Origin of the sequence: Duganella sp. Root1480D1 (assembly GCF_001427305.1) — a bacterium.
In the GTDB taxonomy this organism is placed as follows: Bacteria; Pseudomonadota; Gammaproteobacteria; order Burkholderiales; family Burkholderiaceae_D; genus Rugamonas.
Window position 1 is genome coordinate 113,852 of record NZ_LMFZ01000002.1, and the last position, 14,445, is coordinate 128,296.

13 protein-coding genes and 1 tRNA gene are annotated in these 14,445 nt (G+C 62.5%); 2 read left to right on the forward strand and 12 right to left on the reverse strand.

Going from position 1 to position 14,445, the window contains the following annotated elements; all coding sequences use genetic code 11:
* Nucleotides 1-51: 51 nt before the first annotated feature.
* The 3 genes from ASD58_RS03960 to pepN form a co-directional block, all read right to left on the reverse strand.
* Nucleotides 52-127 (reverse strand) — tRNA-Thr (locus ASD58_RS03960).
* Nucleotides 128-194: 67 nt separating this feature from the next.
* Nucleotides 195-1,202, reverse strand: a complete 1,008-nt coding sequence (locus tag ASD58_RS03965; RefSeq protein ID WP_057259806.1) for a class 1 fructose-bisphosphatase — start codon at nucleotides 1,200-1,202, stop codon at nucleotides 195-197.
* A 23-nt stretch (nucleotides 1,203-1,225) separates the two neighbouring features.
* Entirely contained in the window at nucleotides 1,226-3,841 is a 2,616-nt protein-coding gene (pepN, locus tag ASD58_RS03970) for an aminopeptidase N (RefSeq protein ID WP_057259807.1), read from the reverse strand.
* Between the two features lie 163 nt (nucleotides 3,842-4,004).
* Here pepN and ASD58_RS03975 point away from each other — a divergent pair, with 163 nt between their 5' ends.
* Both ASD58_RS03975 and ASD58_RS03980 read left to right on the forward strand, forming a co-directional pair.
* Complete coding sequence (locus ASD58_RS03975; RefSeq protein ID WP_057259808.1) at nucleotides 4,005-4,643, forward strand: DUF4136 domain-containing protein; 639 nt, start codon at nucleotides 4,005-4,007, stop codon at nucleotides 4,641-4,643.
* Nucleotides 4,630-6,021, forward strand: a complete 1,392-nt coding sequence (locus ASD58_RS03980) for a C13 family peptidase (RefSeq protein WP_156401142.1) — start codon at nucleotides 4,630-4,632, stop codon at nucleotides 6,019-6,021. The genes ASD58_RS03975 and ASD58_RS03980 overlap by 14 nt, the downstream gene beginning before the upstream one ends.
* Here ASD58_RS03980 and ASD58_RS03985 read toward each other — a convergent pair.
* The 9 genes from ASD58_RS03985 to ASD58_RS04025 are packed head-to-tail and all read right to left on the reverse strand — an operon-like array spanning nucleotide 6,015 to nucleotide 14,374.
* Nucleotides 6,015-6,560, reverse strand: a complete 546-nt coding sequence (locus ASD58_RS03985) for a hypothetical protein (RefSeq protein ID WP_156401143.1) — start codon at nucleotides 6,558-6,560, stop codon at nucleotides 6,015-6,017. The genes ASD58_RS03980 and ASD58_RS03985 overlap by 7 nt on opposite strands.
* Nucleotides 6,561-6,615: 55 nt before the next feature.
* Complete coding sequence (locus ASD58_RS03990) at nucleotides 6,616-7,341, reverse strand: alpha/beta hydrolase (protein ID WP_200951563.1); 726 nt, start codon at nucleotides 7,339-7,341, stop codon at nucleotides 6,616-6,618.
* Between the two features lie 13 nt (nucleotides 7,342-7,354).
* Nucleotides 7,355-8,161, reverse strand: a complete 807-nt coding sequence (locus ASD58_RS03995) for a hypothetical protein (RefSeq protein ID WP_057259812.1) — start codon at nucleotides 8,159-8,161, stop codon at nucleotides 7,355-7,357.
* A 2-nt stretch (nucleotides 8,162-8,163) separates the two neighbouring features.
* Nucleotides 8,164-8,952, reverse strand: coding sequence for a YaiO family outer membrane beta-barrel protein (locus ASD58_RS04000; RefSeq protein ID WP_057259813.1), 789 nt, complete (start codon nucleotides 8,950-8,952; stop codon nucleotides 8,164-8,166).
* Nucleotides 8,942-10,102, reverse strand: coding sequence for a non-hydrolyzing UDP-N-acetylglucosamine 2-epimerase (gene wecB, locus ASD58_RS04005; protein WP_156401144.1), 1,161 nt, complete (start codon nucleotides 10,100-10,102; stop codon nucleotides 8,942-8,944). Before wecB ends, ASD58_RS04000 begins: the two co-directional genes overlap by 11 nt.
* Before the next feature lie 15 nt (nucleotides 10,103-10,117).
* Nucleotides 10,118-11,206, reverse strand: a complete 1,089-nt coding sequence (locus ASD58_RS04010; protein ID WP_057259814.1) for a polymer-forming cytoskeletal protein — start codon at nucleotides 11,204-11,206, stop codon at nucleotides 10,118-10,120.
* On the reverse strand, nucleotides 11,203-12,702 hold the full coding sequence (locus ASD58_RS04015) for a glycosyltransferase family 2 protein (protein WP_373994439.1): 1,500 nt from the start codon (nucleotides 12,700-12,702) through the stop codon (nucleotides 11,203-11,205). The genes ASD58_RS04010 and ASD58_RS04015 overlap by 4 nt, the downstream gene beginning before the upstream one ends.
* 53 nt (nucleotides 12,703-12,755) lie before the next feature.
* Nucleotides 12,756-13,568, reverse strand: a complete 813-nt coding sequence (locus tag ASD58_RS04020; protein ID WP_057259815.1) for a sterol desaturase family protein — start codon at nucleotides 13,566-13,568, stop codon at nucleotides 12,756-12,758.
* A gap of 23 nt (nucleotides 13,569-13,591) precedes the next feature.
* Nucleotides 13,592-14,374, reverse strand: a complete 783-nt coding sequence (locus ASD58_RS04025) for a PEP-CTERM sorting domain-containing protein (protein WP_057259816.1) — start codon at nucleotides 14,372-14,374, stop codon at nucleotides 13,592-13,594.
* Nucleotides 14,375-14,445 lie beyond the last annotated feature (71 nt).

The following is a 14,445-nucleotide window of genomic DNA, read 5'->3' on the forward strand; positions in this document are numbered from 1 at the left end:
AAACGAAAAAACCCTGCTAATTCAATGAACTAGCAGGGTTTTTGTACGTCCTGGTGCCGGAGAAGAGAATCGAACTCCCGACCTTCTCATTACGAATGAGCTGCTCTACCAACTGAGCTACACCGGCAAAGAGCCCGGATTATAGCAAACAAACTTGAGCGTTTGCTAGTATCAAGGCGCCATCATTGCAAAAGTTACACGACTTCCTGATGGTAGCTAGTGACCAGGGCCACTTCATCGCGGGAACCGAGGAAGACCGGCACGCGCTGGTGCAGTTTCTCTGGCTGGATGTCGAGGATGCGGCGCTTGCCGTCGGTGGCCATGCCGCCCGCCTGTTCGACGATGAAGGCCATCGGGTTCGCTTCGTACATCAGGCGCAGGCGGCCTGGCTTGGATGGGTCCTTATTGTCGGCCGGGTACATGAAGATGCCGCCGCGGTTCAGGATGCGATGCACGTCGGCCACCATGGAGGCGATCCAGCGCATATTGAAGTCGGTGCCGCGCGGGCCGGTGGAGCCGGCCAGCAGTTCACCGATGTAGCGTTGCACCGGCGCGTGCCAGTGGCGCATGTTGGACGAGTTGATCGCGAATTCCTTGGTCTTGGCAGGAATCTGCATATTGCGCTGGGTCAGCACCCACGAACCCATCTCGCGGTCCAGGGTGAAGCAATTCACGCCATTGCCGGTGGTGAGCACCAGCAGGGTCTGCGGACCGTACACCGCGTAGCCGGCGGCCACTTGCTTGGCGCCTGGCTGCAGGAAGTCCTTCTCGGTCGGTTCAGACATGCCTTCCGGCGCTTTCAGCACGGAGAAGATGGTGCCGATCGATACATTGACGTCGATGTTGGAGGAGCCGTCCAGCGGATCGAACACCAGCAGGTATTCGCCTTTCGGGTAGCGGTTAGGGATCGGGTGGATGTCTTCCATTTCTTCCGAAGCCATTGCCGCCAGGTGGCCGCCCCATTCATTCGCTTCCAGCAGGATTTCGTTGGAGATCACGTCCAGCTTCTTCTGGACTTCGCCCTGCACGTTTTCAGATTCCAGCGCACCCAGCACTTCACCCAGTGCGCCCTTGCCGACACTATGGGAAATGGTTTTGCAGGCACGGCCTACCACCTCGATCAGGAGGCGCAGTTCGGCTGGAATGCTGTGGTGCTGGCGTTGTTCTTCAACGAGGTATTGGGTCAGGCTGATACGTTTCATTGTTTCCCTAGGTTTGTGCTTAATTAGTTTGCGAGTGCTTTGCTGACCACTTCCAACACGTCATTCGACAGCGGCGTGGTGGCGGCGACCTTTTCCAGCGCGTGGCGCATGTGGACCTGCAGCGCCGGCGCGTAGCGGCGCCAGCGGTCCATGCTACGTGCCAGGCGGGCGGCGACTTGCGGGTTCAGGGCGTCGAGCTTGATGACGTGCTCGGCCCAGAATTCATAGGCGCTGCCGTCGGCGGCGTGGAATTGCGATGGGTTCTGGTTGCAGAAGCTGAACAGCAGGCTGCGCGCGCGATTCGGGTTCTTCAGCGTGAACGCCGGGTGCTTCATCAGTTCGCGCACCTTGGCCACGTTGGTGTGCGGGGCGGAGCCTTGCATGGCGAACCACTTGTCCACCACCAGCGCTTCAGCCTTGAAGTCCTTGTAGAAGGCGTCGAGCTGCTTGCCGGCGTCGGCGCCACTGTGGATCAGGGCGGACAAGGCGGCGGCGCGGTCGGTCATATTGGTGGCGGCAGAGAACTGCTCGCCGGCCAGCTTGACCGCTTTGGGATGAGGCTCTACCAGCATATAGGCCAGCGCCAAATTCTTCAGGCCACGCTTGCCGGCCGAGAGTGCATCCGGGCTGTATGGCCCCGGCGTGCCATTGGCGTGATACACCTCCAGCAGCTCATTTTCCAGCGCATCGCCGATGACGGAACGTACAAACTGGCGTGCAATGTGGATTGCTTGCGGATCGACCACATCCATCCGCTCGCCGATTATGGTCTCCGACGGCAGGATCAACGCCATCTCACGGAAAGCAGGATCCAGCGACGTATCAACCAGCAGTTCGCGCAGCGCGACGATATAGGTGTGATCGAGTACCAGCTCTTCGCCCTTTTGCACGGAGGCGGTCAGCGACAGCAGGCGTTCCATGGCCAGGCGCTGGCCGGCTTCCCAGCGGTTCACCGGGTCGCTGTCGTAGCGGAACAGGTGCAGCAGTTCTTCATCGGTGTACGGATATTCCAGTACCACCGGCGCGGAGAAGTCGCGCAGGATCGACGGCACCGGCGCTTCGGCGATGCCTTCGAAGCGGAAGACCTGCTCGGCCTTGGTCAATTCCAGTACCTTGGTCGGGATCAGGTCCTTGCCATTGCGGTCCAGCAGGCCGACGGCCACCGGAATATGGAATGGCTGCTTCTCGGCCTGGCCCGGCGTGGCCGGACAGGATTGGCGCAGCGTCAGCTCGTACACCTGTTTGGCGCCATCGTAATGGCCGCTGGCACTGACGATCGGCGTACCGGCCTGGCTGTACCAGCGCTCGAACTGCTTCAAATCGCGCCGGTTGGCATCGGCCATCGCGGCGCGGAAGTCGTCGCATTGCACGGCCTGGCCGTCATGGCGTTCGAAGTACAGGTCCATGCCCTTGCGGAAGCCTTCGCGGCCCAGCAAGGTTTGGTACATGCGCACCACTTCCGCACCCTTCTCGTACACGGTGACGGTGTAGAAGTTGTTGATCTCGACGAAGGAATCGGGGCGCACCGGGTGCGCCATCGGGCCCGCGTCTTCCGGGAACTGGGCCTGGCGCAGCGTGCGCACCTGGTCGATGCGGGTCACGGCGCGGCCGCTGTCGGTGCCGATCATGTCGGCGCTGAATTCCTGGTCGCGGAAAACGGTCAGGCCTTCCTTCAGCGACAACTGGAACCAGTCGCGACACGTGACGCGGTTGCCGGTCCAGTTGTGGAAGTATTCGTGGCCCACCACCGCTTCAATGCCGGAGTAGTCGATATCGGTTGCAGTGCGCGGATTGGCCAGCACGAATTTGGTGTTGAAGATGTTCAGGCCCTTGTTTTCCATTGCGCCCATATTGAAGTCGCTGACGGCGACAATCATGAAGCGGTCCAGGTCCAGTTCCAGTCCCCAGCGTTCCTCGTCCCAGCGGATGGAGTTTTTCAGCGACTGCATGGCGTAGTCGGTTTTGTCGAGGTTGCCCTCTTCCACCCACACCTGCAGCAACACTTCGCGGCCGGACTTCAGCGTGTATTTCTCTTCCTGGCACACCAGGCGCGCTGCCACCAGGGCAAACAGGTAGGACGGCTTCTTGAACGGGTCTTCCCACTTGGCGTAGTGGCGGCCGTCGCCCAGGTCGCCCTCTTCCAGCAGGTTGCCGTTGGAGAGCAGTACCGGGTATTGCTCCTTGTCGGCGCGCAGCATCACGGTGTAGCGCGCCATCACGTCCGGACGGTCCGGGAAATAGGTAATGCGGCGGAAACCTTCCGCTTCGCACTGGGTATAAAAACCGCTGCCCGAGGTGTACAGGCCCGAAAGCGTGGTGTTTTCGACCGGGGCGCAGGTGGTCTCGATCTCCAGCAGCAGATTGACCGGGGCGTTGCGGATGGTCAGGGTGTTGTTGCCAATAATATATTGGTCTGGATTCAGTTCCACCCCGTTCATGCGCAGGGCGGCCAGCTCAATAGCTTCGCCGTGCAGCACCAGGTCATGGCTCTTGCTGTCGGGGTTATGGCGCAGTTGCACACGGTTGGCGACGATGGTGCAGTCGGGATCAAGGTCGAAGCCCAGTTCCACTGTCTCCACCAGGTAGCTGGGCGGGGTGTAGTCTTTACGATAAATCGTTTGCGGGCTGTCGGTACGCATAGTTTGAGCGAGCGAGGACAAAGAAGGCTATTTTACCAATACCGGGCGAGCGGTACGCCCGATTCTTTTCCGGTATCCCCGTGGGGGTAACATTCTGTAATAATTAGGTGAAACGCATGTTGCCGGATTAAACTGCCTTATGAGGACAAAAAGGAGTCTCGCCATGAAAGCGCTAGCCATTTTGGTGGCAGCCACCAGTATGTTGCTGAGCGGCTGTGCCACTACCCTGCGCAGCAACGTTACGGTCTTCCATGAGTGGCCGAGCGACCTGCAGGACAAATCATATACGTTTGAAACGCCCGCCCCGGGCGAAGACACGCTGGAATTCCGCAGCTACCAGAACCTGGTGAGCGGTGAACTGGCCAAACTGGGCTTCTCCCAGGCTGCCAGTACCAAGGACGCCAAGCTGCGCGTTGGCATGCAGTTCAGCACCATCGACCGCCCCGTCAAGGTCCTGACCGCGACCGACCCGTGGATGTACGGGCCCGGCCCATGGGGTTATTACCCGCGCTGGGGCTACTATCCTTACCGTTACCGCTACTACGGTTTCTACCGCCCGTATTACGATCCGTGGATGTGGGGTCCGATGGAATTCCGCGAAACCATCCAGCATAACTACGACCGCAACCTGCGCGTCACCATCAACAACCTGCAGGGCAAGAAGCTGTTTGACGTAACGGTGCAGAACACCAGCCGCAAGCAATCGACGCCGCTGGTCATGCCGGCCCTGGTGCAAAGCGCCTTTACCGGCTTCCCTGGCGAAAGCGGAAAGGCCAAGCGCGTAGATCTTGAGCTCCAATAAACCTATTCAATCGCTCGGGCGGTGGTTGCGCGAAGGCGCATCCACCGCCTTTTTCCGTTCTCCACGCTGGGAGGGCCTGGCCGCCGGGCCGGGTGTCGTTGCAGTCCTGGTGCTGCTGGTGCTGGGCGTGTCGGCATTGTTCCAGCGCTTGTATATCCACGGGCCGGCAATCTTCTATTGGAAGGCCATCGCCTTCGGCTGGCTGCCTTTCGCCCTGCTGCCCTTCTATGCCCTGGTGGCACGCGGCACGGGACCGAGCGGGCGTCCCGGCGCAGCGCCCGACCTGGCATTGCTGACCACCATGCTGCTGGCGCAAAATGTCTGGCTGGAGCTGTTTGCCAGCCTGTGTTTTAGCGCCCTGCTGTACAGCGGGTCCGAAGCCTGGTCTACGCGCTACCTGGGGCAATGGGGCGCATGGATTTTGTGGGGCATTCCGGTCGCCGTAATGATCCTGTCGCAGCTCGTGCTGCTGGCGCGCGGCGGGCGCGGAAGGCGTTGGCCGCAGGCGCTCATGGCGGGCATGATGATCGGCGTGGTGGCGCTGGGCGTGGCCACCCGGCAGCCGGAATTCTGGTACCCCAAAAAGCAGGAAGCCAATAATGAGGAATCTTCGCGCTACCTGAAGCTGACGGCGGAATTGATGGAATCGCAGCCGGTGCTGCTGTCGCGCCAATTGGCGGCGCTGGCGCCGCAGCGTCCGGGCAAGGTCGATATGTATGCGCTGACATTCGCGCCTTACGGCGATGAAGTTTTCCGGCGAGAGAGCCAGATGGTGGCGGACGTGATGTCACAGCGCTTCGGCACTGCCGGCCGCACGCTGCAGTTGGTGAACCACTTCCAGACTGCGGAAAAACTGCCGTGGGCCACGACACTGAACCTGCAGAAGGCAATCCGCAGCGTGGCGCGCACCATGGACAAGGAAGAAGACGTGCTGTTCATCTACCTGACTTCGCATGGTGCACGCGAAGGCCAGTTGGCGGCGGACTTCTGGCCGTTCGAACTGACCGAACTGACTCCTTCCATGCTGCGCAAATGGCTCGATGAAGCGGGCATCAGGAACCGCGTGATCGCAGTGTCGGCCTGCTTCTCGGGTAGCTGGATACCATCGTTGAAGGACGATGCCACCATGGTGCTGACCGCGGCCGACGCCAATCACACTTCCTACGGCTGCGGCTACAAATCGGAGCTGACTTTCTTCGGCCGCGCCATGTTCGACGAACAGATACGCAGCCACACGCTCTCTTTCGAACAAGCCCACGCTGCCGCACGCGAAGTGATCCGCAAACGCGAAGTCGAAGCGGGCAAGGACGACGGCTACTCGAACCCGCAAATTTCCGTCGGCAGCGCCATCCGCGCCAAGCTCGCTACATTTCAGTGAACGTAGCGGGCGATGAAATAGACTGCCGCCGTTAAGCCCGCCATCCAGCTATACACTCGCCAAGTCATCTTGTGCATCTCCTTGTGGAACTCTTCCTTGGTCAGGAAGAGCTCCTTGTGCTCGGTCAGCGTTGCTTTAACCAAAGCCATGTCGATCTTTAGTTGCGAGATGTCGGCCTTTATTTGCGCAACGTCTGCTTTTAACTGGGCCACGTCTGCTTTTAACTGGGCCACGTCTGCTTTCAGCTGGGCCACGTCCGTTTTTAGCTGGGCAACGTCAAGCTGCAACTGCGCCACCGCCGCCTCAACCGCGCATAGTCGCGACTCAATGGCGCCGAAATCGATGCTCGCAAAGGTCGCAGCACACGCCAGGGCTTGCCCCAGGTGCGTTACTGACGGCAGCAATTGCTCCTTGAATTCCGGATGATCGTCGATCAGCTTATTGATTGCAGCGACCAGCATCGCGAGTGCTGAAATGCATTCGCTTGTAGCGCGAATAGCAGCCTCATCACGAGGGGCCTGCCTGGCTGTGGCATTCATCTTGCTCCCAGTTTGGACGGCAAAAGAAGCTTCGACCGTCGACTGAGGGAAAAGTTCAATGTAGCGCCAACTGGCGCAGGGAAATATCGTTGTGGCCGACGCCGGGGACGACATGGAAAGTCGCCAGCCCGGGGCGGAAGCTGCGGTACAGGGCTGCGCTGCTGGCACGGGGAATGACTTCGTCGCGCTCTGCGGCGAAGATGGTGGTGGGAGCATTGACCCTGGCGGCGTAGCTGGCCGAGTCATAGCGGTCGCGCAGCAGCAAGCGCACCGGCAACCACGGGAAATGGTGCGAAGCTGCGCCAGCCATGCTGTCGTAGGGCGTGACCAGCACCAGGCGGTCGACCGGCTTCACGCTGGCGAGCCGGGTTGCGATGCCGCTGCCCAGGCTGCGGCCGACCAACGTTATTTGCGGGTGCCCGGCCCGCACATGCTCGTAAAGCGCCTGGGCATCGGCAAACAAGCCGTCTTCGGTTGGCTCGCCCGGGGTAGCGCCATACCCCCGGTAATGCATCAGGTACAGGGACTGGCCGGGAAAGGCTGCCTGCAGTTCGGGCAGGCTGTAGCCCACCGCTTCGGCATTGCCGCCAAAGTAAATCACAGCGGACGGCCCCGGCTGCTCATGCAGCGTGACGCCAACGCGCGCGCCGCCGATCAACGCCAGCACGGTGCCGCCTTCAAACGCCTGGGGGTAATAAATCATGCTGCGCTGGCGGAAAAACACCAGCGTGCATACCGCCGCGTAGATAGCCAGCACGGTCAGCAGCAGCGTCACGAACATGCGCGTCCCCCTGTTACGCGCGCGCATCTGCGCGACCCCAGCTCATGCCCCAGGAGTACAGGGCGACGAACATCATCACGTCCATGAAGATACCGAACACCAGGTACAACAATGGCAGGAACAGCAGCGTCAGGTGGTGCAGCACATACGCATGCAGCAGGTACTGCATCGGGAAGGCCACAACGAAGTAGGCCAGCGTGCAAACAGTCAAGCCCACTTTGCGCCACAGCGAAAAGCCAAACACGTAGTAAGTCGCCCCCAGTCCCCACGGCATCATGAACAGGAAGATCAGCGCCATCGTCAGCGCATCGCCCAAGTAGCGCGCCGAGTCGTAAGGGAATTCACCCGGCAGGTAGTGGAAGAAAATCAGCGCCGTGGCCTGCACCAGCAGGCAGGCACGCACGATGTACTGCAATGGCAGGAAGCGGTCGCGCGATACCAGGAAAGTCGCCAGCAAGGCAACCAGGCAGCCGGCCAGCGTTATCCACCATAGCTGGTTTCCAGGTTCTCCGGCAGGAATCAGGGGGAATGGCAGCTCCAGGTAGTAGGCGCCCAGGTCGACCTGGCGCAGCGCCACGCTGCCCAGCGGGGCGATGCGCGGCAGCCAGAATTCGAACAGGCCGCGCCACAACGCGAGAATCGGCGACAGCAGGCAAAGCAGCACAATGGTAAACAGCGCCGGCAATGCCAGGGAACCCAGGAGGTTAATGCGGCTTAACTTGATCTGGTACATCGATCGGTGCAGCTGGATCGCGCTGCCGCCAAAGCCGCGGAAGCGCAAGTCGTCGATCTTGCGCTGCAATGCATGCAATTGCTTCACGCTTAGAATTCCTTGAACAACGCCACTTCCAGGCCGCGGCGATCGTAAAACGGGTTATGGTAGGCCTCGGCGCGCAGCTGGAAGCCGTAGCTCGGGGCCAGCCACTTGCGCCAGGTGCCGCTGAAGACGTTGCTGCGGAAATTGACCAGCAGGTCCGCCGAGCCGGCGCCGATGTATTGGTACGCCTCTTGTCCCATATCGTAGCGCAGGGCGACATACTGCTGTTTATTGTAGCCCCAGGTCGCGGCGACATATTTGACGTTGGCCATCACGCCGCCCGGGTTGCTGCGGTTGATGCGCGTTCCGCCTTGCAGCACCCAGGCATTCGGCAGGTACCACGACAAGCCAAGCAGCAGGTTGCGGTCGCGGTGCCCATCGCGCGCATTCACCGCCGTCGCACCGACGGTGGCGACCACGTTGCGGGTTTCGCCCAGCTTGCGGTTGATCACCACGTCGCCGCGTGCCTGCGGGTAGAAGAAGCTGCTGCCATAGCTTCCGGCCAGGCTGCCGTACCAGTCTTGATCGAAGTCGTGGGTGACGCCAGCCGCCACCAGCGTGCCGTGGGCACCGAACTGGCGCGCATTCACCAGGTCGGCATTCCAGACCGTGGAGCCGGAAGTGCGCAGCGTGCCGCGCACGAATTGCTGGTCCCAGCTGCCAAATCCGTCGCTCAGGGAGTGATGCAACAGGCCTGCTTCGACCATACCGGTGGGGACCGCCTGGGCCGCGGCGCTGCCCGCCACCAGCAAAGCTGCCAGGCAGGTGAAAGACAGGTGTAACTTACGAATCATGCATGCTCCGTATCAGGATTTCCTTGATGCGCGCGGCGGCAAAGCCGTCGCCGAATGGATTGGGGGCGGCTTGCATCGCCGCGTAGGCCTGGCCGTCGTCGCGCAAGGCCTCGACAGCGCCGATAATGGCATCGCCGTCGGTGCCGACCAGGCGCCCGCCGCCGTTGGCCACCAGCTCCTGCCGCTCCGTGGTCTCGCGCAGGATCAGCACCGGCACCTGCATGCAGGCGGCCTCCTCCTGGATGCCGCCGGAGTCGGTCAACACCAGCCAGGACTGGCGCAGCAAGTTCAGCGTAGTCGAATAATTCAGTGGCGGCGTCAGGAAGAGACGCTCCGATACTTCTTCCGGCAGGTCGGTGAAGACTTCGTCCACCGTGGCGCGGACCTTGGGATTGCTGTGCACCGGCCAGACGAATACCAGGTCCTGCTCGGCCAGCAGCAGTTGGCGCACTGCGGCGGAAATCGACATCAGGGGGCGCCCCAGGTTTTCGCGGCGGTGCGCCGTGATGAACACCAGGCGCCGCCCGGCCAGGGCGTGCTGCAGGCCACTCAGTTGGGGCGGCGACAATTCGTCCGGCTTGCCCGCCAGTTCCGGGTCGGTGGTTGCCAGGCGCACCGCATCGACAATGGTATTGCCGACCATGTGGATACGGTCGCCCCCCACGTTTTCGCGCAACAGGTTCAGGCGCGCGTTTTCCGTCGGCGCGAAATGCCAGTCTGCCAGCCTGCCGATCAACTCGCGATTCTGCTCCTCCGGGAACGGATTGAGGCGGTTGTGCGAGCGCAGGCCTGCTTCGACATGGCCGACCGGGATATGCTGGTAGAACGCCGCCAGCGCCGCCATCGCCGCGCTGGAAGTATCGCCGTGCACCAGCACAGCTGCGGGCTTGACGGCCTCGAACGCCGCGCCCAGCTTCTCCAGCAACATGGCCGACAGGTGGTGCAGCGCGTCGGAAGTGCGCTGCAGCGGCAAGCTGTAATCGGGCAGGATCTGGAAGAAGCGGTACATCGGGTCGGCCATGTCTTCGTGCTGTCCCGTATGCAGCAGCAAGGGCTCCAGGCCGTCGTGTTTCAGCGCGTAGTAGACCGGCGCCATCTTGATGATTTCCGGCCTGGTGCCCATGCAAAGCAGGATGCTGTTTGCGCCCATGTGGCTCTCCCTGTTTCAGCTATTGATTGCGGCGGGAACGACGTAGCCGAGCTCCCTCGCCCACACGGTGCCATGCGCTACGGCGCCTTCATGCACGCGGATCTCAACGGCGCTCGCGGTCGTTTCCGCGCAGTCCGACCCCAGTACTGTGCCGGTATCGATCTCGATGGTTTTTTCGCAAACCAGCGGGCCGCGGATCACGCAGCCGGGACCGATGAACATATTGCCGCCGCAAACCAGTGCGCCGTCGATGCGCGCCCCGGCTCCTACGTGCAGGTCGCCGTGGCACTTGATGCTGCCCTCGATCATGGCGTGCGCACCCACTGTCATCCCCCCGCGCGCCACCAGGCTGCCCTGGTGGAAGCAGGCTGGCGGCAATTCCAGATCGCCGCCAGCGAGCCAGCGTCCTGCGGCATCGTCCAGCAGGGCCGCCGGCCGCTCCAGCACTTTGCGGCTGACCGGTGGCGCAAGCGGCACCGGCATCGCATCGCCGAAGCGGATGGTCGGCGCGTGCATGCGGCCGAAGCGGCTCTCGCCATGCAGCACCAGTTCCTGGTTGGCCGACACCCGGCCGAACAGGCGTGCACGGCGGCTTGCGGTCAAGCGGGTATCGCTATGCGCCCAGCGCAGCACGTCGCATTGCTCACCGAGCTCGATATCGCCACGCGCCAGCAAGGCGCGGAAGGAATTCCCGCTGCCGGTGCGAATCGCGCCTGCGGCAAACACTTCCTTCTCGTAAAGCAATCCCTGGCCCAGTTCCAGCGCGCCCGTGCCCAGTATCAACTGGTCGATTGCCTGCGCGGCAAGCTCCTGCTGCGTGACCGCGGGCTTGCCGTCGGCGCCGACCAACTGGTAGCGGTCGCCCGTCGCCAGCCGGCCGTTGCGCGCGACGGCGGTCGCGCCGGCGGCCAGCGCCAGCTCGGCAAACTGGTCATTGAGGAACTGGCGGAAGCGATTGGCAAAATGCTTGATATTTCCATCGTAGTCGCGCACGACTTTTAACGGCTGAGCGTCGCGCCTGGCGCGCCATTCGACCAGCGCCGGCAGCAAGGGCAACAGGAACAGCAGCGCCTGCACGGCAAAGAACAGTACGATCCAGCTCATGGCCTGGCCTCCGGCTGACGGTAGCGCGTGGTCTTGTCCCACTCCAGGCCGCGCCGGAACAGGCCGTCGAACAGCAGCTGCCGGAAGCTGGCAATGGTGATGGAAAGCAGGCTGACCAGAAAGCCGAAATAATTCAGCGGCATCAGGCGGATGCGTTCACGGCTCCCATCCAGGTAAACAGCGGCGCCGATCTCGAAGAACGCGGCGAAGTTGCCCAGTGCGCTGTATGACATCAGGCAGAACAGGGCCAGCACGCCCGTCAGCCAGTGGTTGGCGTCGAAATAGAACAGGATGATGGCCAGTATCCAGCCGGCCAGCAGGATCGGCGACATGGCGAACACGCCCAGCAGCAGCATGCCGTCGAGTTTTTCGCGCAGCGATACCTTGTCGCTGGCCAGCAGCGCGCCGGCATAGCGGAACGCGGCCTGGTTGTGACCTTTCGACCAGCGCATGATCTGGCGCACCCGTACCGGCCAGGTTTCCGGCACTTCCTCGTAACATTCGGAGCGGTTCTGGTAGGCGGTCTTCCAGCCGCTCAGCAGCAATCGGTAGGTCAGGTCGGTGTCTTCGGCCAGCGCGTCGTCGTGCCAGCCGCCGATCGCCTCCAGCGCGCTGCGCCGCACGCCGCCAACGGTGCCGCCGTATTGGGGCACCAGCGACAGGTTCATGCGCGCTTGCTGGTCGACCTGGTAGCCGCCGGAGCGCTCCATGTCCAGCAGGCGGGTCAGCAGGTTGCTGCCGGTATTCAGCGGTACCACGCGGCCCATCACGGCGCCCACTTCCGGATCGAAGAATGGCGCCACCAGCTGGCGCAGCAGGCCGCGTCCCGGCACATAATCGGCATCGAACACGATCAGGATGTCGCTATCCACCTGTGCCGTCGCATCTTTCAGCGCGGCCGCCTTTCCCGGCTTGCCGCCGCTGCGGTGGAACGGCGTGATGCGTCCCGGATGCGCAGCGCAGATCTCGTCGATGATGCGGCGCGTATCGTCGGTCGAGCGGTCGTTGACCGGCATGATGCGCAGCCGGTCGCGCGGGTAGTCCACCTCCATCAGGGCGCGCAGCGAATCGGCTATCACGGCCTGTTCGTTGTGCGCGGCCACCAGCACCGTCACGCTGGGCCAGTTGCCGCTGTCGACATCCAGGTAGGGATGGCGCTGGGCGCCGTACAGGCGGTTGAAGGTGAAGTAATAGTGCCGCACGGTGTACACCAGTACCAGCGCGATCACGGCCCACAGCAGGTAGAGCATGATGGTCAGCGTGCGCGACGCCAGCAAGTCCTGGTGGCGCGACTGGACCTGGTCGTGGATGCCCAGCCAGTTGCTGCTTTCGGCTTTCTTGTGGAAGGCTGCAGCCGGATCGAGGCTGAAGGCCGGCGCCGCGGCGGCAGCCGCTGGCGCTGCCGGGGCGGGAGCCGCCAATGCCAGCGCCAGGGACAGCCAGCAGCCGCCAATCAGCACAAGAATTTGCAGGGTGAAACGGTGGCGCGCCATCATCGGCCCGCCCCTTGCCGGTTCAGTAGAATTGGTGGATGCGACATTCTGGCAGATCAATTTTCAGTTCGCTTAATGTTGGCGGCCGGCGCTGCCGGCGAGAACGGTGCGGCCAGTTGGCCTGCGAGTTCGCTCGGGACCACGGTATCGCTACCATATTCAGCCGGCCAGGCGCGCGGCAGGTAATGGGTGCCGAAAACCCGGTCCAGCATCGGCAGCATGGCTGCAAAATTGCGGTCGACGTGGTCATGCCGCGTATGGTGCCAATGGTGAAAGGCCGGTGTCGACAACAGCCACTCCAGGGGCCCCAGGCGCAGGCGGAGATTCGAATGGATGAAAAAGCCCCACACGCTGCCCACCAGAATCACCGCCACCGGCGTGGCACTGCCGGCAAGGCCCGGGCCGGCCAGGCCGAGCGCGTACAAGGGCGCCAGGCTGCACAGCCGCGTGAACAACAGGTCGACCGGATGGGCGCGCGTATTGGTCAGGAAATAGACGTGGGCCGCGCTGTGGTGCACCGCGTGGAAGCGCCACAACGGCGGCCAATGGTGGGCCAGGCGGTGCGACCAATAGGCGCCGATGTCGCCAACCAGCAAGGCCAGCAGCAGGCGTTGCGCCAGCGGCAAGGCAGCCAGCGTCTCAGGCACGGCCGCAGGAATCAGCTTGCGCGACAACTGCGTCACGAGCGCCAACGGCACGGCCAGCACCAGCATCGGCAGCAAGCTGTTGGCAAAGTAATAGAACAGGTCCGGCCAGCGCTGGCGCTCGCCCGGCTGCGCCTGGCGCACTGCGAAATAGCGTTCCAGCGGCAGGAAGATGGCGCACAGCACGCACAGCCATACTATGAGACGCAGGACCTGTCCGGCCATGGCGGTCACGGCAGGGTTTCAGCTCAGGGCTGGCGGCAACGGCGCAGCGCAACTGCCAGCAGGCCGAGCCCGGCCAGCATCAGCGGCAGGCTGGCAGGCTCCGGCACTTCCGCCGGCGGGGCGCCGTCCGGCGTGCCGATGGCGAACAGCGAAACGCCGTCAAGCAGGGAAAACGGCGGATGGCCTTCCGGCGTGCCGGCCGCCAGGAAGGACAGCAGGCTGCCGCTGGACTTGGCGGTAAACGTGAACGCCTCCTGCATCCAGCTGCTCGAGGCCTGGCTCGGGTTAACGTAAGTGGCGGTTTCAAAAGTATTGCCGTCGATGCTCACGCTCCACTTTTCACTGGTTTCGCCGTGAAAGTTCCACTGCTGGGCTGCTGCCCATTCAAACTTCAGCATATAGGTGGTGCCGATCACCAGGTTGTTGATCGCCTGCTGGATCGGGACAACCCCATAGGCGCCATCAGCAGCGATGAAGTTGCCGCCGTTGGCGCTGTTTGCCAGCGCGTTGGCGCCGCCGTTATTGGCACCCCACAGCGTCAGGGCAATGTCGTCCTGGCCGCCAAACCAGGTCGCGGCGCCGCTGGTGTCGGCTGTGCCGGCAGCGAAGACAAAATTGTAGCCGCCAGGTGCAGACCAGCCGGCCACGGAGGTGTTGAAGTCCACCTGGCCGTTGCCGCTGGTGGTCAGTTCAAAGCCGCCGTTCTGTACCAGGTTGACCGGACCGGCCTGGGCCGACGACGCCAGCACGATGGCGGCAACTGCCGCGAAACCTTGCAAAGCTTTGCTCAACACCGAGATCGTCATAGTTCTTCCTTGAAATTCAAATGTCCCGGCGGAACATTAGCAAGAAATATGCCAGATTCAATAACTCAGCT